Here is a 25,313-nt window from a genome sequence, read left to right on the forward strand (position 1 = left end):
CAAAAGCTACAGAAAAACTTAAAATTTTGATGATTGATTCAATCTTGAAAGATATATAATAAAGAGTAAAGCTTCTGATCATGATTACAAGGAACAGTGGAGAGGAAATCAGAAATACTTAATTGGTCTACTTCACTGAAGAATGTTTGATAAAGAAACTTTAAAAATAAGCAAAAAAGTAAAGGACGGATAGGCTATGTCATACGTAGATCGAACTGGGGATGATATCATTCATGAACCAGTTGTTACTAATCAATTAGTCGATTATCATGACCGTGTTCGTTGGGGTCCCATAATATCTGGACTATTAATTGCTGTAGCAACTCAGTTAGTTTTGAGCGCGTTGTTTGGTGCAATCGGTGCAGGTTCTGTAGCAGAATCAGGTAGACCTAGAACAATTGCATCTGACGTTGCTGGTCATGTGGGAATTTGGTCAATTATTGGTTTATTGATTTCTCTATTAACTGGGGGCTGGGTAACAGCCCGTGCTTGTGGTCCAATGAACCGCAACACAGCTCTTCTCAATGGGGCAATTCTTTGGGCGACAACTTTGGCTTTAAGCTCTTGGCTTTTAGCAAGTGGCGTATCAGGTGCTTTTGGGATTGCTGCTTCAAATGCTGGGCAAGTTATTAACCAGGTGCAACAGTCAGGTGGTCTGAATATACCGCAAAACACACCGAATGTATCTGCCCAAGAAACTCGTGATATTGCATCAAATGTACGTCAAGGATTGTGGTCGTTTGTATTCGGTTCCTTATTAGGCTTAGTCGCCTCAATGATTGGAGCTGCTGTTGGAGCTCGTAGCCCCCGCGTACATAGGAGCGAAGTGTACAGAAGTGAAAGAGTAAGCTAACTGCCTAAGAATTGGGTAGCCAGCCGTTAGGAGTCAGAAAAGTTTTTGCTCTTAAGCTTCTGACTCCAAAACTTCAAAGCAGGAGCGAATTAATTGGTTTTAATGCTCTAAATTGTCCAGTTAGGCTAAAGAATGTTTTTAATATTAGTAGTGTGTTGATTTAAACTGCAATTTAATAGTAGATGAACAAAAATGTGGTTTATGTTATTGGATAAAAAAGCCTCTCAATAGAGAGGCTTAACTATGAACTCGTAGAACTTTTAACCAAATAGGTCAAAACCTGATACAGCCAAAGCTCCAGCTATTGCTGAAGCCGCCAAAGAGACAAAAGCTGTGTTAAACAGCCACCAAGCAGCACCTGCAACAGCTTTTTTAGTTTCAACTGCTTGTTTTTGTGCTTGCTCTTTGATTGCAGTCAGGCGTTTTTGAGTTTCTTGCTGAATGCGTTCGGCTCGGTGTAGTACAGTATCCCGTGCGCCTTCGATTTTGTCGATAATTTTGTTAGCTTGGGCTTCGGAAATATCCTCACGCGAACTGAGGACAGCAACTAGAGTATCACGGTCGAAAGAAGAAAGGCGATCGCGCAAAGCCTCAAATCCTGTTTGTGGATCATCAAACAATTGAGCAAAATCTTGCTGGATGCCTTCATAATTGAGTTCAGGACGATCGAGTGAGTTGAGAGAGTTGCGAATGTTCCCAAAAACACCATCAAGCACCGATTGTACTCTTTGCTGAATCTGCTGATATTGTTCAACAATCGAGTTTCGCACAGAATCGATTTGATCCACAATGCGGTTAGCTTCCTCTTCTGAGATATCCTCACGCTGGGACAGCAAAGCCACAAGTGTAGAACGGTCAAATTTAGAAACACGCTCACCTAAAGAAGACACACCAGCGCGGGGAGAAGACAGCAACAATTGCAAATCACGTTTGATACTATCCGGGTTAAGTTCTTCTTTATTGGTATTCCGCAGATAGTTTTCTAGATAAGCTTCAAACTCCTGCGCTTTCTCAGTAGCACGGTTTGCCAAGCGTTGTGGTGCTTTGACAATGTTATTAATGGCTTGTTGTGTTGAGTCAATGGTGCGGTTGACTTGCTCCTGGCTCAAGTCTCCCCGTTGCGTCAGCAGCTTAACTAAAGTTTCCCTATCTACTTGTGAGAGACGCTCTCTGAGTGCATCAGCACCCTCTTTGGGGTCAGCTAGTAATTTTTGCAAATCTTGTTGAATACCTTCTGGATTGAGTTCTTCCAGGTTGGTATTACGGAGATATTCACTAATCGTACTCGTGGTTTTTTCGTACTGCTGTTTCGCTGTCTCGGCGGCTTTTTGCGGAGCTTGCAAAACATTATCCCGGACTGATAACAAAGAGTCGATGCTTTGATTAATCTGTTCCTCGCTCAAATCTTGGCGCTGACTTAATAATTTAACCAAAGTATCACGATCAAATTGTGATAATCTTCCTCCTAAAGCAGAAAGTCCTGCTTGCGGGTCTTCCAGCAAAGTCTTAAAATCGCGCTTGATACCTTCAGGATTGAGTTCTTCTTTGTTGGTATTTCGCAGATATTCTTCTACCCTTTGCCGCACTTCATCAGCTTTAGCTTTTGCTTGCTCTTGAAGTTCTTGTGTCCGATTTAAGACGTTATCACGAGTACGTTCAAATTGACCAACAATATTGTTAGCTTCTTCTTCGTTAATATCTTCGCGTGAGGCTAGTAGCTTAACTAAAGTATCGCGGTCAACTTCCGAAAATCGCTGACTCAAATCTTCAATGCCAGCTTCTGGATCTTCCAGCAATTTTGTCAAGTCTTTCTCAATACCTTCTGGGTTGAGTTCTGCTTTTCCGGTTGAACGCAGGTAGTCTTCTAGGCGGGTGCGGAGGTCTTGTGATTTTTCTGTTGCATTCGCCTGCTTAACAGTTTCTAAAACTTCCGTGCGAATGCTTTCCATCTGCTCGGAAATCTCTTTGACTTTTGCTTCGTTGATATCTCCCCGTTGCTTGAGTAAGTTGGTGAAATATTCTAAGTTTAATTCCTCCAATTGCCGTTTGACAGTTCCGGCGTTAGCATTCGGATCATATAAAACTTCTGGGAATTCATCTTTAATTGTGATGCGATTAAAATGCCAAGGGAAGGAATTCAGAATGTATTCTTCTATATCTGCCTTGACAGTATTATTCGGAAGTGCAGGCAATTTTCCAGCTACAGAACTACCAAGCTTATTAGCTTGTTGTGTTGCTTGATCTTTAAATTGTTGCAACTGCTGTGTAATTTTATCAACATCTACTTGCTGAACTTTTCCAGATAATTGTTGTAGCTGTTGAGTAACTTTTTCTACATCTATTTCTGCAAAGTTTATCCGCTTCAACGCCGCAGGTAAAGCCGCACCTAAGCCCACTTCAATAGCTTGGTTAATTATGCTATTGCCTTGCTTACCATTTCCACCCCCGACTGTCGCCAATTGTTGAATTTTTTCAACTAATTTTTCTGGTTGCAATTCTTCTGGAGAGGCTTGTTGCAGCAAATTAATTACTTGCTCAGTAGAATTTTGCCCTTGAGTAACTTGGTTCCAAGCACCTTGTAACTGTTCGGCGATCCCATTGATATCTGCTTTTGATAAGTCTGTACGAGAGCTAATTAAATCGACAAAAGTCTGACGATTAACATTTTTTAGTAAATCACTATCAGCGATCGATTGTAAGTTTCCCTCTTTGAGCAGTTTCTCAAATTGAGAGCGAATTTGTTTGGTATCGAGTTGGGGTAACTGTACAGCAGATAAAGAACTTTGTAATGTATTTTTGATACTATCTGGGTCAAAACCTGATGTGAGTTCGTTACGGACAGCGGCGGTAATTTCTTCAGCTGTAGAAACCAGTTGATTTTTAGCAGCATTCGCACCTAAAGCCGCGCTTGCTGTACCCATGATTCCTTGCATACCGGTAGTAACGGTACTAGCAACAGAACCAATTAAGGAACCGACTGCACTCGAACCTAGCCACATGATGACTGTGAAAAAGGCAGACCAGATAACTACACCAATAATTGCTCCTAAAAACGCACTTTCAATTAAGCTGAGTTTCACTGCTAAGAAGCTGGCGCTAAATAATGCAATAGTTGCGGTAACAAGCACCCAAAGACCAGCGGCTGTTTCAACTTTGCGAATTGTTCCGCCCAAGCTTTCAGATTCATCAGAACTTGAGCTACCGCCTAAAGCTGAAATTCCTACAGCGACTGAGAAGTTTGTTAATAGTAATTGAAAGGCAAATGCCATCAATACACCAGCAAGCAATGCTACCAAAAATTTCGGACCAGAAAAAACAAGTGATGCTTGTTCTTGAGTTAAAACATCACTTGATATTGGAATTTGTGCTATTTCCGGGAAATTCCACAATCTAATTGCAGTAATCACGTTATGAAACATAAGATTTTTCTCACTTTGAGCTTTGTTTACAATCTTTGTCCGTAAGCTCTCGCATTCCTAATCAAAGTCACTTAAATTGGTGTTGAGTTTATCTCAAAATTGGAATACAAAGAGCTTGATAAGGACAATTCCTCAAAGTATGACTTTTTGAGAATTGTCCTTAATCTGTTGAGTATCCATTTAGGGGGTATATGCTTAAGACGATCGCTTATTGTATGACCACCAAACCATTTAGCCGCGATCGCTCCTAAAGCTGCTCCTACCACTGGATTACTGAGAAACTTAATCAACACTGGTTGTTCAGCCATGACTTCTTGGAAAATGTCAGGATGGCTATGATATCTGAAAGATGCCAACTTGCTCAGGTCATCTGCATTCATGTGGTTAGCGTTGTGGGTAGAAAGTCCCAAATCTCGCTCTAGATGGCGCTCGTCTAGACCTCTTTGCTTTAAATGCTTGAAAAATGACCGGGCTACATCATCCCGTTCGTTAGGCTTAATCTGAGCGATCGCCTTCTGCAATTCTGGCTCCATCTGGGTAGGAGGAATGCTGTCATGGTTGAAAGACCGACCAAATAATTGACAAGGCTAAAAGCAGTCTTCTTAAATACGGTCTTTGGGCAACTTACCAGTTTTTTCCTCAATAGTACTACCCTCAGCATCAACATCTAACTCTTCACGTCGAATAGTCTCTTCAACTTCAACGGTTTCTCTGTCTACAACTTTCTGCACTCTAACTTCTTCCCGTAAAAAAGCTTCTTTGTGGACATTAGCAACTTCTTCATAGAGTTCCACACGGACTACTTCGCCCTCACCGAAGTTAGCTGTTTCAGCAGACACAACTTTACCTGCATCTTTAGGAGTAACTCGCTCAATCACAACTCGCTCTCTTTCCACTGGAACAGCAACAGTTACTGTTTCAGTTTCAACGTGCTTACCAATTGCTACTTCTCCAGTTTTCCGGCGCTGTTTATTAGCAACTAGTCTTTCTTCGTAGAGTTTGAACGTTTGGTCTTCGTGAGCGTTGATATCGTAAAGATCCGGCTCTTGCGCGTAGTTGTAGGCGTTGCGATCGTAAGTGGGAGTCGTAAGCCCAGCTGTCGATATTGCATCAAGAGGCGCTGAACTTTCTACAGATGGCGTGCGATATACTCCGCGCACCTTTTCTTCATAGTCATAATCAAGCGCTGTATTCTCTTGATATTCAGGTAAATTTTCCGCTTGCTCTCTTGTCATACTAACGACATATACTCGGTCTGCTGTAGAGTCAATACGCGATTTACCTATTGGTAGCAATACTTTCTTACCAAAAATCAAAAATCCTAAGTCAAGAATTAAATACCGGAATGCTCCTTGATCATCTACTACAGCATCACTTACTGTGCCAATCTTTTCATCAGTTCCCTGAACATACACACCCATCCCTTTGATGTCTTTGCCAAGAGTATTATGGTAATCTGTATCAAATTCACTTATTTTTTGGAGTGGCATTATCTGATCTTTTTTATTCTTCAAATTATCCTATTCACTTTAGCCAATCCAAGTTAGATAAATCTTCCCTCTAAAGATTTAATTTAATTTATTTGGATGTGTATCGAAAGTAGTATTTAAATATAGTTCAATAACGATAAAAATATTACTTCCAGATATTTATAGTACTATCGTACCTCTTTTTCTAGACCAATTTTTACCAACAGCTTTATTGTTTTTGTGACTAGTTTCTAGCCTTTTTGACAGATTTCTATATTTTTGGCAAAACTACTTAAGTACATAGGTAGGTTCTACCAAGAATATAAACTACCGATTATCAGCTTTGCTTTGCTTGTGATAACGGTTACGGCACTGAGAATTTTTCTAGCGGTACTGAACGCAATCAATGATATTCCACTAGTTTCTCCAATTCTAGAGTTAATTGGACTTGGTTACACAATTTTGTTTACTTTCCGCTATTTGCTCAAAGATTCCACTCGGCAAGAATTAGCAGGAGAAATTCATTTGCTTCAAAAACAAATTCTAGGTAGACAAGAATCACAGACTTTGAGCTAACCGCACCATAATATAGTGAATAAAAAAGTTTGTTTTTTTGCCAATATAGCAATCGAATTTAATTCCTGAATCACTTTTAGAGACAGGAGTGGGGAAGAAGTAATAAAGGTGTACTGAGATTTATGCAAAAATTAATAATATTTCCTCCGTAGTCTTAGACCACTGGTTAGGAAGGATAAAACTCCTTTAGTATTTATTGTAAGCTGGACAGTTGAATTAGACTGGCTAAGGAATGCGATCGCTCATAAATTACTAGAGTGGACTAGAACCGCCATAAGCCACAATAGAAGTTGCCGATGTTTGAGGCGCTGATTATGGAAGAATTATTAACTTTGAAAGGCTTGCTTGTTAAGGGCGATGTTCAAGGAGCATTGCTTATCGTGGAAGAATTAGAGGAAATGAGCCGAAATGACATCATCAAAACGATTCGTAGCTATGCAGTGATTCTATTGTTGCATCTGATTAAACAACAAGCTGAAAATCGCACGATTCGTTCTTGGGAAGTCTCTATTCGGAATTCGGTTCGGGAAATTCAGAGGGAAAATAAGGCTCGTAAAGCGGGGGGTTATTATCTCACGCCAGAAGAATTGTTAGAAATATTAGCAGAAGCCTATTTAAATGCCATTGATGAGGCTTCCTTAGAAGTAGAAGAAGGTCGTTATGAGCCTGAAGAATTAGAAAAAGTTGTTAACCAAGAAGAAATTATCAATCGTGCTTTGGGTTTAATTTTACCAGGAGAGTCTAATTAATTGGCTAAACAGCGACTCGACACACTATTAGTAGAGTTAAATTTATGTTCTTCTCGCGCCTTAGCACAACGGCTAATTCAGGCGGGGGAAGTCACTGTTAATCAGCAGTTAGTTGATAAAGCGGGTACAGAAGTTGATATTTCAGCCCAAATAAATATTAAGGTGCGATCGCCTTTTGTTTCTAGAGGGGGTGAAAAACTCTCCAAAGCTTTGTCAGTATTTGCCATTCCCGTAGCAGAGCGCATTTGTTTAGATGGTGGCATTTCTACTGGTGGTTTTACTGATTGTCTCTTGCAAGCTGGAGCAAAACAAGTTTACGGGATTGATGTCGGTTACGGACAAGTTGACTGGCGGTTGCGAAATGATTCGCGGGTGATTTTGCGGGAACGTACCAATTTACGACAACTACGACCAGATGAATTATATGGCGAGGATGACTCGATTCCTGATTTGGCGGTGGTCGATGTATCGTTTATTTCTTTAACTAAGATTCTGCCTGCTTTGTGGCAACTAACTCAAGCTAACCGCGAAGCTGTGCTGTTAGTCAAGCCACAGTTTGAAGTCGGTAGATCGCGTGTGGGTAAAAAAGGCGTTGTGCGAGATCCAAACGACCAAGCTGATGCTATTTTCCAGGTGTTGCAAGCAGCCCACGAATTAGGATGGAAATACAAAGGCTTAACTTGGTCGCCTCTCACTGGCCCGGCTGGGAATATTGAATATCTTTTGTGGTTGGGAATGGAAAGTGAAACACCACCACCTGATTTAGAGGGAATTAAACAAATAACGCAATCAGCAACAACTGATTTACGGAAGAGTTAAACGTGGCTCAAGGATATTTTACGCTTTTGGTGCGATCGCTTCGGCGTCTAGGTGCTGAGGTAGCTGGTTCATAAGCCTTCAGTCCCCCATCGCCCGTAAAAATTTCTACTTGGAAAGTGCTACTGGTTTTAGCATAATATTCAGCTACAGTCTTAATTGTCGCATCTCCGATGGAAATCTTTCTAGATGCTAGAGTCGGCCATTCCGTAGCTAACTGTTTTAATTGTTCTGAATTCCAAAGTTCACCTACTTGAGTTTCAAAAACTCCCCAAGGTATCAATCCATCTGCTACTTTAACTAAAATATCAGCGAAAGCTTGAGCAATTTCATATCGCCTAGAGTTAGCTTGTGCAATGTGATTACCAGTTTCTATAATTGTCGCTAGTGGTAGTATAAACTTTGCACTTTGTTTTTCTTCTTCTGTAAAACGGGCTTTAACTCTTTTCTGATCCCATTTATCATTATCAGAGCCACAAGTTTCTTTACCAGGTACACCCAGATATACACATAGTATTGATGTGTCAATAATCAGAACCTTTCTCATATTGCGTTTTACTTATTATCAGAAAGACTCTTTTCAATTGCACCTTTAGTTGCTAGTCTGCCTAAAGTCCCTGATGCTAGTAAAAGAGGAAGATTTTCAATATCTTCTAAAAGAGTAAGTTTGCTTTCTCCAGTTTCAGAATCGCGGTGTGCGACAACCACAAAAGGAACTATCTCTGGGCCTAAAGCATCAAGTAAAGCGGGGTTATGGGTAGTAAGTAAAATATCAATTTTTCTTTCGCTGCCAATCTCTCGCAGTATTTTTACTAGTAATTCTGCACGCGAGGGGTGAAGACCGTTATCTATTTCTTCAATTACTAGTTGACTACCTTCTGGTCGGGTAAGCAGGGCTGTGAGAATTGCTATAAAACGTAAGGTTCCATCGGACATAGTTTTAGCATCTATTAGTATTATTTCCCCAGGTTTCCATTCTTCTTCACAATAAAGCATTGCATCAGTTTTAAGTCTACCAACTGGTTCTGCAAATATTTTTTTAATATCACCTTCTGGTAAATCTTTGATATATGCTGATAGAGTTGATTCAACTTTGGTTTTTTGTTCACTATCCAATGCTGCTAGTACACCAGCAATATTAGAACCATCACTCTCTAGATTTTCAGAAAGACGTGAATAATCACGCATTTTAGAAGGAATGGGATTAAAGATTAGAATATTTTCTAGATTGTGTATTATACAATCTTTGAACTGCTGCCTTATTGGTAGATATTTATTATATATTTTTTCAACTTCCTCACTTTTAATTTCTAATACTGGAAGAATTTCATCTTTATTTAAAAAATCATTAAATTGTCGAAATTCATCTATATTAATACGAGAGTCTATTTGTTTTAATCCACTTCTATTAGAGGAAATATAACTTTTCGTAAAAATTTTATTGACATAATTAGAGATACTAGTTTTACTAAGTGATTGAAATTCAATATATTCTTCTCTAACTTGGACTATATGTAATGTACTTATATTAATCACATACAAATAATCTGTTTGTTCATCCTCACTCTGAACTAATATCTTTAATGTAAACTCAGTTTCCTTCTTTTCTGATTTTCTTACAGCCCATTCTACACCACCGCGAATAGAAGTAAGCGTTTTATCTCCTGCTAAAGCTGCTTCAATATTCTCACCTTTAGCTATTCTTTGTAAAAACTCCAGCGCTTCAACCACATTAGACTTACCACTCGCATTTGTACCAATGAGAACAGTCAACGGATCAAGTGGAAGCTCTGCGTAACAGAAACTTTTCCAATTTTCAAGGATGAGTTGCTTAAGCATCATCAACTCCAAAAATACTAGGATTTTACTTCTACTATAATGTTTTTGGCATTGCTTAACTGCAAGCTTCTCTCTATGCCTCTGCGTGATTAAATCATAGCTTCATTCAGCAACGTCAAAGTTTTTTCTTCTTCAAGATATCAGCAAAAAACAGCAAAGCCAGCAGACAGAGTAAAAAATTGCGTAATTACTCTATCCAACTGGCTCAATTTCCCTGTGCTTTTAGAGATTTATGCTTCTGGTGGCAAATCTACACTGTAAAGAGTTTTCCCTACTAAGTTACGTAGTGTCACCGTCATCACCTTTGTATTAGCATCAATCTTGATTCCTCCAAAGAATTGCAAACCTTCACTTGGCGGTCGATTTGCTTTTGTACCTGGAGGAAGACTTTGAAATATTAATTGTGGACCAAAGGTATTATCCAACTCGTTTGGCCCAAATGTGCCAGAGTTAAGAGGCCCAGCAACGAACTCCCAAAAAGGCTTAAAGTCGGTAAACTGCGCTTTGCTGGGGTCGTAATAGTGGGCTGCTGCATAATGTACATCAGCAGTTAACCAAACAACATTCTGGATATTCTTGTTTTTGATAAATCGCAGTAAATCTGCAAGTTCTAGTTCTCTTCCTAAAGGCGGTCTGTCTCCATTAGCCCAAGCTTCAAAGTCTGTGGTACCATCTCTAACTATCAGCCCCAAAGGCATATCACTAGCAATCACTTTCCATGTTGCCTTTGATGAAAGCAATTGCCTTTTTAACCATTGTATTTGTGTTCTGCCCGCGAATTCTGTTTTTTTACTTGGTACTGGCTGATTATTGGGGCTATTTGGCCCCCGATAGGTGCGCTCATCTAGCATGAAAATGTCTACTAATGGCCCATGCTTAAAGGAGCGATAAATTTTCGTTTTGTCTGGATTATCGCTTGTATATCCAATAGGCAGATATTCTAAAAACGCTTGTCTTGACCTTTCGGCTAGCAAGTTAACATCCTTAACTGTATAACGGTCATCGTTGAGGATAATTTGCCCAGGATACCAGTTGTTCCTTGTTTCGTGGTCGTCCCACTGTGCCAATATGGGAACTTCAGCGTTGAAACGCTTAATGTTTTCATCCAGCAAATTGTAAATATAGTTGCCACGAAATTCTGTGAGAGTCTCTGCTACTTTGGATTTTTCTGGTGTAGTGATGTTTTTCCAAATAGTGCCGTCGTCTAAAGTTACTTCTGCTTGAATGGGGCCATCAGCATAAATATTATCGCCAGAATGGATGAAAAAGTCGGGATTAAGTTGACGCATACTTTCGTAAATTTTCATACCACCGAACTCAGGATTAATCCCCCATCCCTGACCAGCAGTGTCTCCACCCCAAACAAAGAATACATCTCGCCCAGATTTAGAGGGAGTTCGGAAAGTGCCATAAACAGGAGCACTGTAGGTACCTTGATAATCTAAATCTTGGAAAATCACCCGATAAAATAATTTTTGGTCTGGTGGGAGGTTCCTCAGATAAAGTCGGGCTGTAAAGTCGCTATTTTTTAAAGCATTCGGCCCCACAACTCGCTGCACATTGCGAAAAGATTCGCTGGTGGAATATTCTACGATCATTTTGGCAGGGCGATCGCTCCGACTCCAAATGACAATGCTATCATTGCAGATATCTCCGCTAGCTACACCATAAGGTATGGCAGGACGCATTTTATCAGAGGTGATAATTCCAGGTGCTTGAGCAAAAACTTGTGATTTGGATACAAGATTTGTGGCAATAATTCCACCTGCTGTGATCGTTGAACGCATCAAAAACTGGCGGCGGTTTAGCTTCAATGAGTGATTAGATTCCATACTAAATAATGGCAAACTTAAGAAGTGTTACAGGATAAGTGTTTAACACATTCTGTTAGAAAAATAAGTAAAGAGTAAGTTATCTAACGGTTAATAAAAAATTAAAATATTCGATTCGCTGAAGTACTCTATATTCCCACATCTACACTGTGAATTTTGGCTAGCAATCTGGGAAAGATAAGTTTGTAACGATTGATAAACTTTGAAATTATAGGCACGGATATCCAAGATGTTACCAGAAATATTATCTCAGCACCCAAGGCTTGAGAGTATGCTGACTATGGATGGCATGACAAATGGTAATGAATCCAACCTGCGATTAAAGTCAACTTTGCAAGAATTACCATTTTGGCAGGTTGACATCGAAGTAGAGTGTCCGAGCAATGATTTAGCTATACTCTTTAACCAAGAACCTTTACTACCGGGGATTATCCTAAATAATAATCAACAGTATGTGGGGATAATTTCGCGGCGGAAATTTTTTGAGCAGATGACCCACCCTTATAGTTTGGCACTATTTTCTAAAAGACCGATTAGAATTCTTTACAAGTTTTTCCAGCCAAAGATATTAGCCTTTTCTGAGGATATGCTCATTGTCAATGCGACTCAGGCAATTTTGGAACGATCGCCTGAAGTTGCTTATGAGCCGATTTTAGTTAAAACTATGTCTGGAAAATATAAGCTGGTTGATTTTCATCAATTACTTTTAGCCTACTCCAAAATTCATGTTTTAACACTTATTGATCTACAGCAGGTAGAGGAACAATCTAAAGTCGCTAAAGCAGGCTTTAATGATCTTCAACATAACTATACGCGATTAGTTCAGAATGAAAAAATGGCTGCATTAGGACAACTTGTTGCTGGTATTGCCCACGAAATCAATAACCCCATCAACTTTATTGCTGGCAACCTTGTCCACGCCATCAAATACAGTCAAAATTTACTCGATCTGATTAGATTGTATCAAGAATGTTATCCTGAACCAAAAGCGGAAATTAAAACTGCGATCGCAGAAATTGAACTAGATTTTTTAAGCACCGATCTTCCCCGTCTTCTCACCTCTATGCAGGTTGGTACCAAGCGAATCGAGCAAATCATTCTTTCCTTACGAAATTTTTCTCGTCTCGATGAATCTGAGAAAAAATCAGTTGATATCCATGAAGGTATTGATAGTACCCTGGTAATTTTACAAAGTCGTCTCAAAAATCACGAAACCAATGGAAGTATAAACATAGTTAAGGAATACTGTGATCTTCCCAAAATTCAGTGCTACGCTGGGTTACTCAATCAGGTATTTATGAATATTTTGGCGAATGCTATTGATGCTCTAGAAGAGTCATTCGTCATTCGTCATTCGTCATTGGTAAGGGATAAAGGAAAAATTTGCATTCAGACTTAAATCACTAATGACAAGCAAGTAATTATTCGCATTTCCGATAATGGGCCAGGAATTCCAGAGAGTTTCCAAAAGCAGTTGTTTGATCCATTTTTCACCACTAAACCCGTTGGTAAAGGAACTGGATTAGGTCTATCTATTAGCCATCAAATTGTTGTGGAAAAATACGGTGGTCAACTGCAATGTATATCAGCTGTTGGCGAAGGGACTGAGTTTATGATTAGAATTCCAGTTCCCCTTAATTCTTAACAAGTTCAGAAAAACCAAGCAATAACAATTCAAAATTCCAAAATAGATAGTCAACATTATTAGTTTTCGTTCACTTACATATTAAACTTTAACTATAAGTTCGTGCTGGCTCACTAGCGATCGTAACAGGTTCTGACTCGATATCATCTAGCTTCTTAAACTCTCCAGCCCGCCAGCTATCTGTTATATCCTTGATAAAACTGGCAATAGGGATCGCGATTAATAAACCCAGCACTCCTCCCAACTTTGCCCCCAACAGTAAAGAAATCACCACCCACACGGGATTTAAACCAGTCAAATTACCAAGAATTCGAGGTGCAATAAAATTAGAATTAACTTGGTCGATCGCAACAGCTACACCTAAGACTTCAACTCCTAACCAAAAGTTTTGCAGCGCTACCAACAAACTTACTATGGCGATACCTACTCCTGTACCAAAGGGGAAGAGAGAAAACAAACCAATACCGATGCCAAAAAGTAAAGCCAAGGGAACTTGCAGCGCCAAAAACGCCAGTATAATTGTCACTCCTAACACAGCTCCCAATGTTGCTTGACCGATGAAGTAATTGTGGAAATCCTCTCGCAATAATTCCCGCACTTTTAACCCAATGTTAGGGGGAAACCACAGAAAAATTCCGTCCCAAAGACGTTCGCCATTTAATATTAAGTAGATAGTCAGTACTACTGTCAACAACACGTTAAGGACAATACCAATGGTATCGACGGCAAAACCAAGAATTCTACCAGTGAAAGACTGGAGTTGGTTAGATAATCGTTCCAGAACTTGGGTAAATAAACCACTTAAATTAATCGGAAGCTGTTGTTGACTTAATGCCCAATCCTGGAAAGCTTGCAGCTGCTGAGTACCAGAATCAATCCAGCTGGGCAAAATATTAGCTAGCTCTACGATCTGTTGAATAATCAGGGGAACTAAGGTGATGCCTAAAGCTCCTAAAACCACCACAGTCAAAAGCAACACTCCAGCGATCGCTAGGTTGCGTTTTACCCTTTGTTCCTGGAGAAACTGGATTGGATAGTTCAAGACAAAAGCCAGTAAGATGGCGGCGGCAATAATACTCACCAACGGTTGAAAATACTGCACAACTTGGAGCAATAGCCAGCCGTTGAGAATGGCAATGGGAAATGCCAATCCTATAGTTAACCATCGCGGCAGTTTGTTTGCTGATTGCATTAGTGATGACTCCACAAGAGTTATAACTTTATTTTGGCTTCTGGGAACTGGGGAATAATCGTAGTGGTGGCATTTGCACCTTTATTGATTGCAGTCAGTAATGCAGCGATTTCAGGCAACGTTGCTTAACTATTATCCCAGCATTAACACTTTAAATGGCACATCTACTACTAACCGTCGATTTTTTAACCACTAGCGACCAAGTAAAACTTCTGTTAGTCCTTGTGCCATATACACAGGAATATGAAAATCTTCTCGATTAATTCGCACTTTTCCTAAATAAATGTCAAATTCTGCATCTCCTTGAGCCGTAAGCATTGTTTGCTGTTCGACATAAATCCAATCAAGTGCTTCTAAATCTTGATTATTAATTGCCAGCCACCAAGAAAAACCTGTATCAAAAAGTGCTTCTACTTGTATTTTTAATCCGTTACCAGCCATCAATTCTATCTCAAAAAATAATTCATCCTCATCACCAAAGTTGCCATAAATCATACACTGCCGCATACTCCAGTTTCATTGATGCGGAAAACGTGCAGCCTAGCATTTGGGTATTTTTCATGTGCTTTGTGTGCAACTCCTAATGCATTCTTATTAATAAAATATTCTCCACTTTCTGGCTCAACTGCCATGTACCAGTTATAGTAAGTTTTAATTAATGACTGTTGTACCTGATCAAAAATTGGTTGACAGCGCTCTTTAAATGCTTTATGTTCAGCTTTCCATTGGGCTTTCTGTTCTTGAGTCCACTGAATTTGTGGGAAGATTCTCCCCCAGCATACTGTACGATTAGATTTTGCTTCAGTCATAGTTGGTTCTCAAATCTATATTTTCCACACTACTTCAAACTGGGCAACTAATAGCTGTTTAGCAAACAGTAATTCTCTTTGATTAGGCTTGTTGATTTGTCTCGATAAAATCCAACATAATTCGCTGATGCATACTCCCTAAAGGTCGTACTTCGCCAGCCTTTTGCGAATAACAGTTACCTTGGCGAATATCTTCTGGGGTCAATAACCCCATATCCCAGCCTTCATTCAAAACCAGTTGATTTAATTCCATCAAGAGTGGTGCATGAAAGACATGACGGACAACTCTTTCGCCGGGATAATAGCCAAATTCAACAAAAGGTGGTAATATGTAGCCGATTTCTTCTAAAATTTCTCGCTTCACTGCTACCTTTGGGGTTTCACCAGGTTCGATATGACCGCCAAATAGCGCCCAGTAACCAGGGTAGAGAATACTGGGGATGTTGTCGCGCAGTTGCATGAGAAACTTGTTTTTTTGGTAGAGAATTGCGATCGCTACATGCACCGGTTGATTGTTCATATCTTCATTTTTATATGTTAATTTTTAATTGCTGATTACTCTTCTTCTAGATAAACTTCCCCCAATTCTTTACCAGCTAAGGGGACACTTCGGTAGCGAACTTTACCCTTAATCACCACTTGTGCTCCCTCGGCGAGATTCTTTTGATGGGTGACAACCCAAATTTTGCCAGTCGAGTCATTAATTTGATAAGCCCACTGCTTCATCAGAGGAGCTTGCTTTTCTACCTGACCTTGGATATAAACTATAGCCTGATTGTCTTGTTTTGGTTTAATTTCTCTAATTGGGGTGACATTAGTGCCAATTTTTAAGTTAGCCCCATTCAAGCCAGACGAAGGCAAACTACCACAACTACAAAGTCCCACCACCAAGAAAAAAATCAACCCCAGGCGGTAGGAAACAATGCTGTGTCCGCATAAGAACGAAAGGGACAAATTTCTCGCTTGTTCCATCAAAGCCACCGATTGAGCAAATTTTTGCGTCATTGCTTGCTTTGTCTCTAGTTTTATTAAGTCAGTAGAAAATAAACATTATGGATTTACTGTGAGAAAAACGCCACGACATCAAACAGAATCACAATAATAGCTAAAAGTCAAGAACCAATATTTTCACTCTGGCTGGATTTTTGACTGTTGACTCCGCTAGACCATCGATTCAGTAATCAAAAACCTAACCCCCTGCCTTCCCCACTCCCTAATCAATACGGTTCGCTTAAGGTGTTTATTCCTCGAAGATCCCCCCAACCCCCCCTTAAAAAGCAGGGTGGTTTCATACGAAGAAAGAAAAATACATAAGTCTTGATTCTCGTTTTGTAACATGGCTTTTTACCCCACTTCCATTCCTCTCCCCGCTTCGGGGAGAGGCTTTGAAACTCAGTTTGATTTTTTCTCTGCTTGTATGAAACCACCCTGCCAACCCCCCCTTAAAAAGGGGGTCGCCGCAGGCGTGGGGATCTTAACCGAACCGTATTGACTCCCTAATTTTATTTTTGAGTAACAAAATATATTTTTTAACACTCCTTTAATCCCCATACTGAAGTAGCTGGGTTTTCAGCTTTTTTCTTATAAAATCTTCTAGGACACCTTGATTTACATAATCTAACTTTTGTGCATAGATTTCAGACTTTACCAAGTGTTTTAGGATTAGCGATATCTACGACGAGCTTCGCTTACACAGGGTTGATTGGTGGCATGAGTTCTGTCTTTGCCCAACAAGCCATTCCCGTTTGTCAACCACCAAATGCAGGTGAGTATCTTTTATTAGTAGTCAGTCCCACAGCAAATAATCAAAAGCAGTTGCGTAGTGCCTTACCGTCTGAACTTAAGACCATCACCTGCAAATATCTCAACGAAACTGTGACGCGAGTCGGGGGCTTTAATAAAATTGACGATGCCAATCGTTGGGCGAGATATGTCAGCAATATTGTTGGGTTGTCTGCCATAATTACCACTCGACCAACAACGCCAGATGTGCAGCCACAGTTACAGCCACCTCAGCAGACAGTCAGCTATAATCCTCAAGCCTTAGGAGAGGGTTATGCAGTGCTGGTAGATTATTACAACCGTCCAGAACTAGTAAATAGTGTGCAGCAATTAGTGGGAGGTAAGGTAGGTTTTGTTTCTTATGGACAACGCCCTTACTTGTTGGCAGTTTATACCACCAACCAAACTGAAGCATACAACACATTGCAGAAGCTGAACGATCGCGGTTTTATTGCCAGCATAGTAGATAGTCGTAAGGTGATTCTGCTGCGCTCAACTGTGCGGTTGTAGTGATATTAAGTTTTCTGGAATACTGATGCGATCTACCAGGGTGGTAATTTGTCAACTAGCCGAAGTCCAAAATTCCAAATTGGTTGACAAGTTACCACTTAGTAATTATTAATAGCCGCTCAAACAAAGATTCATTGCCCTAGCTTAATAAGCAGACCTAGCTAACCAATAGATAGTTATACCCAAAGCCGACCCAGCTATTACCTGAACTGGTGTATGTCCGAGTAATTCCTTTAGACGGTCTTGGCTAAAGTCTGGTTTTTCATCAAATAATTCATCAATCATTTGATTCAGGATACGAGCTTGCTTACCAGCCGCTTGGCGAACTCCGGCTGCATCATACATGACGATGATTGCAAAAATCATCGCAACGGCAAAATCAGGAGATGCCCAACCAAGTGTTTGCCCGACACCAGCCGCAAGAGCTGTAACTAAAGCTGAATGGGCACTGGGCATCCCTCCGGTTGTCACCAAAACACGCACATTCAGTTTGTGATGTTTGACGATCTCGATTACAAGCTTTAGTGCTTGAGCAATTAAACAAGCGACCAGAGCAACCAGCAGCACCCGGTTGTCTAAAATGTTGCCTATGTCCTGCATGGTATTTTGGTTAGGTTAGTAAATATTAGCAGCAGTTGTTGGTTGAGGAAACATTTAGATTCAACCCAAAATCCAAAATTAATCTAGTACATCACGGCGGAAACAGATCAATTATTCAAAATAGCCAAAAAGCTTACTTGATAAGCTTTTTTAATTTTGAATGAGTGAATTCCTCTGGGCGGTATAGTACAGCATAGCGTGAATAAACCACCCATTCCAAATCAATCAAACGCTTGTGATATAGGAATTACGATTTACGAATTCCGCAAAGCGGTACTAGTTACTGCGACTGGTAATAAAATGAGCGATCGCTTGGAGTGGTTTGGCTCTGTCTCCAAATGGTTCTAATTCCACACAAGCTGTTTTCACTAGCTCTTGGGCTTTTGAGCGCGATTCCTCAAGCCCCCAAAGGCTGGGATAGGTCACTTTCTTCGCTTTTTGGTCTTTACCAGCTGTTTTGCCTAATTGCTCTTGAGTAGCAGTGATATCCAGAATATCATCGATGATTTGGAATGCTAGCCCAATATTTTCAGCATAACGGGTCAGTCGCTGCACATCTTCAGGTGATGCCCCAGTTATGATCCCGCCACAAACTACGCAAGCTTCCAAAAGAGCGGCTGTTTTGTGTTTATGAATGAAATTTAGCGTTTCTAGGGAAATATCTGATTTACCTTCCGATTCTAAATCGACAACTTGACCGCCGACCAAACCAGCTGCCCCCAGCGCCCGACCAAGACGGGCAATTACCTGCAAGACTAGCTCTCTCTTAACGCTTTCGGGGGTTTGAATGGCAACAAACTCAAAAGCGAGAGCCAACAAGCCATCCCCAGCCAAAATCGCCACATCTTCGCCATAAACTTTATGATTCGTCAGCTTGCCACGACGGTAATCGTCATTATCCATCGCTGGGAGGTCGTCATGAATCAACGACATTGTGTGGATCATCTCCACAGCACAAGCCGTTGGCATGGCCATTTCGATAGTTCCACCTATCATTTCACAGGTAGCAAGGCAAAGAATGGGACGTACACGCTTGCCTCCAGCTAATAACGAGTAGCGCATCGCCTCATAAATCTTTTCTGGATAAATGATCGGGATAGCCTGATCTAAAGCAGTATCACAAAGCTTTTGTCGCTCTTTCAGATAGACTGCTAAGTTAAACGTGGCTTCCTCTGGTGGTGTCTTTTGAACGTTATCAGTTGCTACCATTCTTTAATTCCTGACATTTTGGGATTTTTGTCTTATACGTCACAATTTTAAGATGCTGTGGCGCTGAAAAAATGAGGAGACGCGATTAATCGCGTCTGTACAGGAGAGACGCGATTAATCGCGTCTGTACAGGAGTTAGGATTAATAATTCTTAACTTTTAACTCCTCACTCTCTTTCTTCTTTTGCTGCCTTGGAATAGCTGACAAATGTATTTTGCAACAAGATGGCGACAGTCATCGGACCAACACCACCAGGAACGGGGGTAATAAATCCTGCTACTTTAGCGGTTGATTCAAAGTTGACATCGCCAATTAAGCGACTGTTGCCACTAGCATCGGTGACACGATTCATCCCCACATCTACCACAACAGCGCCCGGTTTCACCATGTCAGCAGAGATCAACCCGGGACGACCTACTGCTGCAATTAGAATATCAGCATTTTGGGTGATGGTTTTCAGGTCATGCGATCGCGAGTGAGCAATCGTGACTGTGGCATCAGCTTCTAATAGCATCAGCGCCATTGGTTTACCCACTAAAATACTGCGTCCCACCACTACTGCCTGTTTTCCCTGCAAAGGAATCTCATACTCTTGTAAAAGCCGCATCACACCAGCCGGGGTGCAACTGCGTAAACCAGTTTCTCCCCGTACCAGTCGCCCCAAGTTAACTGGGTGCAATCCATCAGCATCTTTATCGGGATCAATTTGATGTAGCAGAGCCACAGCATCCAAGTGGTTAGGTAAGGGCAACTGCACAAGAATGCCATCCACTCGTTCATCGTGGTTGAGTGCAGCAATCGCTTGTTCTAACTCCTCAAGGGTAGTTTGGACGGGAAAATGCTTACCAAAAGAGGCGATACCAACTTTAGCGCAGGCTTTTTCTTTATTACGTACATAAGCGGCTGACGCTGGATTATCGCCAACCATCAGCACTGCTAAACCAGGAGGTCGGACAATTTTTGGTTGTAATTGTGTAATGGCAACAGAAAGTTCTTGCTGAATTTTTGCAGCTAGTGCTTTACCATCAAGGAGTTTGGCAGTTTTTGTTTCCATGAGAATTCCCAGCTATATTCGCCTTCTATCAAAACTCAGCCGTTTCTGGTCTAGAATACCAATTCAGTTTTAATAAAACTGACTCCCGATTCCTGTTGTATGAACATTTCCTGACTTATGTCAGCATTTTTTGTTTTAAAGATTACTGAAAAAGCGTAGTTTTAGGTGATTGACGATTTTTGAGAAATTTATTTTTGATTATTTACTGAGCTTATCTCTATTTGGGGTGTACTCTCAATATACGGTAACTATCACGCTCGACCTTTGAGATAAATTACACCCAGAGGTGAATACGATGAAAAATTATGCCCAACAACAGGAATTTATATTAAATCAAATCACAAATAAATATTTGAAGCGCCGAGATTTCAGTGGATGTGACTTGAGGGGAATTGACCTAAAAGGAATTGATTTAAGTGGTGTTAACTTCATCGGAGCGGATTTGTGTGGTGCAAATTTGTCTGGCTGTGTTCTGACTCGTGCTAATTTAAGTGGGGCAAATTTGATCCAAGCTAATTTGTGTGAAGCTAATTTGTATGAAGCATCTTTGTGTGAAGCCAATTTGATTAATGCTGATTTAACACGAACAAATTTGTGCGGAACTTTCTTATGGCGGGTGAAACTCACAGGTAGTAATCTTTGGGGTGCTTCTTTGTGTGATGTGGATTTGAGAGAAGCAAACTTAAGTGAAGCCAAATTAATTGAAGCATCGCTGATTGAAGCTAACTTAAGTTTTGCAAATCTCGCAGGAGCAAAGCTATGTGGAGCAAAATTACTAGAAGCTAATTTGACTGGGGCTAACTTAACTGGTGCAGACCTGACATGGGCAAATTTAACTAAGGCAAACTTGAGTAAGGCAAACCTTTGGAAGACAAACCTGATTTATGCTAAGTTCCGGGATACTATCATGCCTGATGGCACAATTGAGCAACCTCAGATAGTGATTTATTAGTTATTAGTCATTAGAGACGCGATTAATCGCGTCTGTACAGGAGTTAGGAGTAGAGACGCGATTAATCGCGTCTGTTATATGTAATTCCTAATTGCTCATTCTGAGTTTTGAATTAAAATTCGCGTTGTGAGAAGATAAGACTAGCGATCGCTAACAACATGACACTATAAAGTAAGCCATAGCCAGCATTTGTAATCAGTGCAGTTGTGTCAGGTAGTGCTTGCAGACCGTAAACAGCATCATTTTTCAAATCTAATCGAGATAAATCTGGCAAGATGAGAAACAAACCTTGAGTTAGATGTTCCATACCAGGGTTGCGGCTAAGACGCCCAAGTTGTACTAAATCTGGAGTAATATTTCCGATTAAATATACCGCAAAGGTTAAAATAGTCGCTAGGAGAGAAGCCGTAAAAACACCGAAGGTAATAGCCACGGCGGTAATTAATGACAACTGCAAAAATAAGAAAATTGCCGCAATTAGAATGCTCATCGTTGGATGAGGAATGTTACTAAATTGCAGAAATACCAGATAAATTACTGTCATCGTGGTGATAAGTACAGCTAGGACTGCGGATAAACCCAAGTATTTGCCGATGATAATTTCGGTGCGACTGACAGGTTTAGCAATTAACATTAAGATAGTGCGTTTTTCAATTTCTTTATTAACCAGTCCCGTACCAACAAATATTGTCACAATTAACCCGATAGCATTCATCGCCGCCATGCCAAAGTCTAAAAACATTTTGTCTTCAGTCGTAGCTGCAAATTCAGGAAGGACGCGGAAGGCGGTGGCGAGTATTAGCGCATAAAAACCAATAATATATAGGATGTGATCGCGAACCACTTCCTGAAACACATTCTTTGCCAATACAAAAATTCTGTTAATAGTCATTTTTCTTTGGGCATTGGGCATTGGGCATTGGGCATTGGGCATTGGGCATTGGGCATTGGGCATTGGGCATTGGGCATTGGTTCTTCTTCCCTACTCCCTACTCCCCATCTTCACTGCTGCGGCGGCGGTGATCCAGGAATAAATTTATTGAGGCGATCGCATTCAATTTCTGCAACTGTAATCTTATTCCCAGAATTATTGGTTGCTGCAACTGGTTCAATGCGACAAGATTTTTTCAAGTAATAGCCCCGTGGGTTAGAACTCGGGCCTATCCAAATACTTAATAAATCTAATATATATCCAGACTTAGTATTAGCTACACGCGGTTCAACCCGCCATAGTTCCTTCTCTTCATATTGACCCAGGTTGATTTTAATTACTTCCCTACCGATAGTTCCTACACGCTGTTTCGCATCTAGCAACCATTTCTCTACTTCTGACCAAGGTCTTTGGGCTATTTGTTCTACTACTATTGGTTGAAGTTTTTCTAGAATTATAACGCCGTTTTGGGGGATTTTTACTGGTTCTTCTGTTCTCACTACAAAGGTACTACGTTTAAAAGTATCTGCCTGTAAACTAGGATATTGTCGTGACCAATTATCCATCACAAAGTAAAACTGAATCCAACAACTTAGCAGCATACTACTAGCAACTAAAATTATGATTCTTTGGCGGTCTTCTGGCTTAGGAATCCGAGCTTTAGCGTCGGTGTCATTTCCTTCAATAAATTCTGGTATTGCCGTAATTATTGCTGAAATTGTCGGCCAAAAAACTATTGTTCTTGGTGTAATTACATCCTCTTGATTTCCAAATGCAAAAACACTTACTAAAAATCCAGTGATCACTGCCCCGACTGGCATAAAAGTACCAGGAACCCTCAAAGGATCTTCAGTTGTATACCAAGATGTGCCGGCAATTAAAAATAACCAACCAAAAAAGGCAATAATATCTTTGATATAACCTATAGCAAAATATGAAAGTACCCAAGAGAAAACACTCAAATAAATAAATGTTTGCCAAGAATAAGCTTTGGGTGGAACTAATACCTTTCTAATTCCCGCATAAAGCCCTTCAGTAAATTTAAAAATCCCAAATACATCTTTAAATAGCGTATTCATGTTCTTTCCTTCACCTGATTAATTAATCACTATTTTTCCTCTGAATCCAACAAGTCCATTCTTGTTATTTTGAACGAAATAATAAAATAATTGTGATCACAGTATAACTCAGAGAATTCGCTATTAATGTAGTAGTAACTAAACTGGTACTTTGGAATTTAAGATTGGTAAAACTACGCCATCGCCGCCGTTGAGAAGTTTGAGGCTCCTCTTCTTTTTTAGTAACTGGTTCATTCAATGATAGTAGTAATACCCTTAATAGGAAAAACTTCATCAAAAAAGTAGCAAAAAAAATTATAAAGGCAGCTAAGATAATTAAAGTTTGGGACTTGGGTGATTTAAAGTTATTAAAAAACATATAATTAATTAATTCTGATTTTACTTCTATCGGCAACATTGGTTCTGATACAAAAAATATGAACCAACCAATTACACTAGAAAACAGATTGATAGAAATGGCATAAAAAGTACTGGATTTTTTGTCAAATTTTAGTCGATAGTGCAAAACATAGGCTTCGATGGGGATGGCAATTAGTACAAATAAAAAGTCAAACAGAATTCCACCAATGGGAAAAATCCTGGGAAGCATCCAATTTTCGGGCATAAATGGTCAACGGTAAGGGTTAACTGTAGTGAGTATAACTGGGATAGTGAGGGTGATGGGGGAAATTATTCCATTGTTCTTGTCCTTTAGCATGCTGGTGTACCAGTATTCCTCTATTGATATTATTAATACTTGTACGGACGCGCTAGAGGGGCAGTTTCTAAGATGAGAGTACAAGAGGTTAGGTAAGATTAAAGACTGCCACGTTATAGCTTTTCGAGAGATGACAAGGAACGGTATCGGGATTCGCACGGCGCAAGTGCGCCAAGAACGGCTCATTGGTCAAATTCACGTCTATGATGGCGTGGGTAAAGGTAAGTCCCAAGCGGCTTTAGGGGTGGTTTTGCGCTCCATTGGCTTGGGGATAAATATGCCTAGCAATTCTAACCGCGTTTTACTGCTGCGGTTTTTAAAAGGGCCGGGGCGTGATTATGACGAAGATGGCGCGATCGCAGCTTTACAGCGCGGTTTTCCGCATTTAATTGACCAGGTTCGCACTGGGAGAGCCGAATTTTTTGGGCCAGAAGAAATTACCACCTTTGATCGAGATGAAGCGGAACGGGGTTGGGATGTAGCCAAAGGTGCGATCGCCAGTGGTTTATATTCAGTTGTGGTCTTGGATGAAATTAACCCCGTTCTGGATTTGGGTTTGCTACCAGTGGATGAAGTCGTACAGACATTAAAATCCAAACCTCAAGAATTGGAAATCATTGCTACCGGACGCGCTGCACCGCAAAAGTTGCTTGATATTGCAGATTTGCACTCAGAAATGAAACCTCATCACCATCCAACAGCCAAAGCCCTCTTACTTGAAGGGATTGAAATTTATACTGGTGCTGGGAAAGGCAAGTCTACTAGTGCTTTGGGCAAAGCCTTACAGGCCATTGGTAGGGGAATCAATCATCCAGGGTCTACCCGTGTGTTGATTATGCAGTGGCTTAAAGGTGGTAGTGGCTACACAGAAGATGCAGCGATCGCCGCCTTGCAGCAGTCATATCCAGAAGTGGTAGATCATCAGCGCTGCGGTGGAGATGCCATCGTTTGGCGAAATTCCCGGCAAGAATTAGACTACGTAGAAGCCGAACGGGGTTGGGAAATTGCAAAAGTTGCGATCGCCTCTGGACTGTATAAAACTATTATTCTCGATGAACTAAATCCCACCGTTGACTTAGAACTACTCCCCGTTGAACCCATTGTCCAAGCTTTACTCCGCAAACCCCGCGATACCGAAATCATCATCACTGGTCGCTGTCAAAATCCACCGGCGTACTTCGACTTAGCTAGCGTCCACTCAGAGGTTTATTGTCACAAACACTATGCAAATCAAGGTGTAGAACTTAAACGAGGGGTAGATTTTTAGGCGTTGCTGATTAGTTGATATGCTAGATTTTCT

General features: G+C 40.5%; 23 protein-coding genes and 2 pseudogenes. 8 read left to right on the forward strand and 17 right to left on the reverse strand.

The window, feature by feature from the left end; genetic code table 11:
• Positions 1–196: 196 nt before the first annotated feature.
• Positions 197–853 carry a hypothetical protein gene (locus V7K36_RS04310; RefSeq protein WP_335113509.1) on the forward strand — a complete coding sequence of 219 codons (657 nt, stop codon included), beginning with the start codon at positions 197–199 and terminating at the stop codon, positions 851–853.
• A gap of 260 nt (positions 854–1,113) precedes the next feature.
• Here V7K36_RS04310 and V7K36_RS04315 read toward each other — a convergent pair whose 3' ends face one another.
• From V7K36_RS04315 to V7K36_RS04325, 3 genes and pseudogenes are all read right to left on the reverse strand, one after another.
• Entirely contained in the window at positions 1,114–4,272 is a 3,159-nt protein-coding gene (locus V7K36_RS04315) for an MFS transporter (protein ID WP_335113511.1), read from the reverse strand.
• Positions 4,273–4,490: 218 nt separating this feature from the next.
• A pseudogene (locus tag V7K36_RS04320) lies at positions 4,491–4,853 on the reverse strand (hypothetical protein); the annotation flags it as partial.
• Positions 4,854–4,874: 21 nt separating this feature from the next.
• Positions 4,875–5,762 (reverse strand): DUF2382 domain-containing protein, encoded by an 888-nt coding sequence (locus V7K36_RS04325; RefSeq protein WP_335113513.1) that lies wholly within the window; start codon positions 5,760–5,762, stop codon positions 4,875–4,877.
• Positions 5,763–6,020: 258 nt separating this feature from the next.
• Here V7K36_RS04325 and V7K36_RS04330 point away from each other — a divergent pair, with 258 nt between their 5' ends.
• The 3 genes from V7K36_RS04330 to V7K36_RS04340 all read left to right on the forward strand — a co-directional run bounded on the left by V7K36_RS04330 (position 6,021) and on the right by V7K36_RS04340 (position 7,885).
• Positions 6,021–6,317 (forward strand): CAAD domain-containing protein, encoded by a 297-nt coding sequence (locus tag V7K36_RS04330; RefSeq protein WP_335113515.1) that lies wholly within the window; start codon positions 6,021–6,023, stop codon positions 6,315–6,317.
• 314 nt (positions 6,318–6,631) lie between these two features.
• The gene (locus tag V7K36_RS04335; RefSeq protein WP_335113517.1) at positions 6,632–7,066 is read left to right on the forward strand and encodes a DUF29 family protein; all 435 of its coding nucleotides are present in this window, start codon (positions 6,632–6,634) and stop codon (positions 7,064–7,066) included.
• On the forward strand, positions 7,067–7,885 hold the full coding sequence (locus tag V7K36_RS04340) for a TlyA family RNA methyltransferase (RefSeq protein WP_335113519.1): 819 nt from the start codon (positions 7,067–7,069) through the stop codon (positions 7,883–7,885).
• A 7-nt stretch (positions 7,886–7,892) separates the two neighbouring features.
• Here V7K36_RS04340 and V7K36_RS04345 read toward each other — a convergent pair whose 3' ends face one another.
• The 3 genes from V7K36_RS04345 to V7K36_RS04355 form a co-directional block, all read right to left on the reverse strand.
• Positions 7,893–8,429, reverse strand: coding sequence for a hypothetical protein (locus tag V7K36_RS04345; RefSeq protein ID WP_335113521.1), 537 nt, complete (start codon positions 8,427–8,429; stop codon positions 7,893–7,895).
• Between the two features lie 8 nt (positions 8,430–8,437).
• Positions 8,438–9,721 (reverse strand): AAA family ATPase, encoded by a 1,284-nt coding sequence (locus V7K36_RS04350; RefSeq protein WP_442948437.1) that lies wholly within the window; start codon positions 9,719–9,721, stop codon positions 8,438–8,440.
• A gap of 230 nt (positions 9,722–9,951) precedes the next feature.
• Positions 9,952–11,553 carry an alkaline phosphatase D family protein gene (locus V7K36_RS04355; RefSeq protein ID WP_335113525.1) on the reverse strand — a complete coding sequence of 534 codons (1,602 nt, stop codon included), beginning with the start codon at positions 11,551–11,553 and terminating at the stop codon, positions 9,952–9,954.
• Between the two features lie 271 nt (positions 11,554–11,824).
• Between V7K36_RS04355 and V7K36_RS04360 the strand changes: the two are divergent.
• A pseudogene (locus V7K36_RS04360) lies at positions 11,825–13,198 on the forward strand (sensor histidine kinase).
• Positions 13,199–13,286: 88 nt separating this feature from the next.
• On the opposite strand, the gene V7K36_RS04365 reads toward V7K36_RS04360, so the two are convergent.
• The 5 genes from V7K36_RS04365 to V7K36_RS04385 all read right to left on the reverse strand — a co-directional run bounded on the left by V7K36_RS04365 (position 13,287) and on the right by V7K36_RS04385 (position 16,204).
• Positions 13,287–14,390, reverse strand: a complete 1,104-nt coding sequence (locus V7K36_RS04365) for an AI-2E family transporter (protein ID WP_335113527.1) — start codon at positions 14,388–14,390, stop codon at positions 13,287–13,289.
• A 192-nt stretch (positions 14,391–14,582) separates the two neighbouring features.
• Positions 14,583–14,897 carry an aspartyl protease gene (locus V7K36_RS04370; protein ID WP_335113529.1) on the reverse strand — a complete coding sequence of 105 codons (315 nt, stop codon included), beginning with the start codon at positions 14,895–14,897 and terminating at the stop codon, positions 14,583–14,585.
• On the reverse strand, positions 14,882–15,199 hold the full coding sequence (locus tag V7K36_RS04375) for a hypothetical protein (RefSeq protein WP_335113531.1): 318 nt from the start codon (positions 15,197–15,199) through the stop codon (positions 14,882–14,884). Before V7K36_RS04375 ends, V7K36_RS04370 begins: the two co-directional genes overlap by 16 nt.
• A gap of 82 nt (positions 15,200–15,281) precedes the next feature.
• The gene (locus V7K36_RS04380) at positions 15,282–15,719 is read right to left on the reverse strand and encodes an NUDIX hydrolase (RefSeq protein WP_335113533.1); all 438 of its coding nucleotides are present in this window, start codon (positions 15,717–15,719) and stop codon (positions 15,282–15,284) included.
• A 35-nt stretch (positions 15,720–15,754) separates the two neighbouring features.
• The gene (locus V7K36_RS04385) at positions 15,755–16,204 is read right to left on the reverse strand and encodes a hypothetical protein (protein WP_335113535.1); all 450 of its coding nucleotides are present in this window, start codon (positions 16,202–16,204) and stop codon (positions 15,755–15,757) included.
• 621 nt (positions 16,205–16,825) lie between these two features.
• Between V7K36_RS04385 and V7K36_RS04390 the strand changes: the two genes are divergently transcribed.
• Positions 16,826–17,491, forward strand: a complete 666-nt coding sequence (locus V7K36_RS04390) for a hypothetical protein (RefSeq protein WP_335113537.1) — start codon at positions 16,826–16,828, stop codon at positions 17,489–17,491.
• A gap of 144 nt (positions 17,492–17,635) precedes the next feature.
• Here V7K36_RS04390 and V7K36_RS04395 read toward each other — a convergent pair whose 3' ends face one another.
• From V7K36_RS04395 to folD, 3 genes are all read right to left on the reverse strand, one after another.
• Complete coding sequence (locus V7K36_RS04395) at positions 17,636–18,091, reverse strand: divergent PAP2 family protein (protein ID WP_334825639.1); 456 nt, start codon at positions 18,089–18,091, stop codon at positions 17,636–17,638.
• Between the two features lie 276 nt (positions 18,092–18,367).
• The gene (gene crtE, locus V7K36_RS04400) at positions 18,368–19,300 is read right to left on the reverse strand and encodes a geranylgeranyl diphosphate synthase CrtE (RefSeq protein ID WP_335113539.1); all 933 of its coding nucleotides are present in this window, start codon (positions 19,298–19,300) and stop codon (positions 18,368–18,370) included.
• 166 nt (positions 19,301–19,466) lie between these two features.
• Positions 19,467–20,354, reverse strand: coding sequence for a bifunctional methylenetetrahydrofolate dehydrogenase/methenyltetrahydrofolate cyclohydrolase FolD (gene folD, locus V7K36_RS04405; protein ID WP_335113541.1), 888 nt, complete (start codon positions 20,352–20,354; stop codon positions 19,467–19,469).
• A 295-nt stretch (positions 20,355–20,649) separates the two neighbouring features.
• Between folD and V7K36_RS04410 the strand changes: the two genes are divergently transcribed.
• Positions 20,650–21,306 carry a pentapeptide repeat-containing protein gene (locus V7K36_RS04410; RefSeq protein ID WP_335113543.1) on the forward strand — a complete coding sequence of 219 codons (657 nt, stop codon included), beginning with the start codon at positions 20,650–20,652 and terminating at the stop codon, positions 21,304–21,306.
• Between the two features lie 112 nt (positions 21,307–21,418).
• On the opposite strand, the gene V7K36_RS04415 is transcribed toward V7K36_RS04410, so the two are convergent.
• The 3 genes from V7K36_RS04415 to fraC form a co-directional block, all read right to left on the reverse strand.
• Positions 21,419–22,198 carry an ABC transporter permease gene (locus tag V7K36_RS04415; RefSeq protein ID WP_335113806.1) on the reverse strand — a complete coding sequence of 260 codons (780 nt, stop codon included), beginning with the start codon at positions 22,196–22,198 and terminating at the stop codon, positions 21,419–21,421.
• Between the two features lie 110 nt (positions 22,199–22,308).
• The gene (fraD, locus tag V7K36_RS04420) at positions 22,309–23,316 is read right to left on the reverse strand and encodes a septal junction protein FraD (RefSeq protein WP_335113545.1); all 1,008 of its coding nucleotides are present in this window, start codon (positions 23,314–23,316) and stop codon (positions 22,309–22,311) included.
• Positions 23,317–23,380: 64 nt separating this feature from the next.
• Positions 23,381–23,920 (reverse strand): filament integrity protein FraC, encoded by a 540-nt coding sequence (fraC, locus tag V7K36_RS04425; protein WP_335092682.1) that lies wholly within the window; start codon positions 23,918–23,920, stop codon positions 23,381–23,383.
• A gap of 223 nt (positions 23,921–24,143) precedes the next feature.
• Here fraC and V7K36_RS04430 point away from each other — a divergent pair, with 223 nt between their 5' ends.
• A complete protein-coding gene (locus V7K36_RS04430; protein ID WP_334825628.1) occupies positions 24,144–25,280 on the forward strand; it encodes a cob(I)yrinic acid a,c-diamide adenosyltransferase in 1,137 nt (378 codons plus the stop codon).
• Positions 25,281–25,313 lie beyond the last annotated feature (33 nt).

It is taken from the genome of Nostoc sp., assembly GCF_036919555.1.
GTDB lineage: Bacteria > Cyanobacteriota > Cyanobacteriia > Cyanobacteriales > Nostocaceae > Nostoc.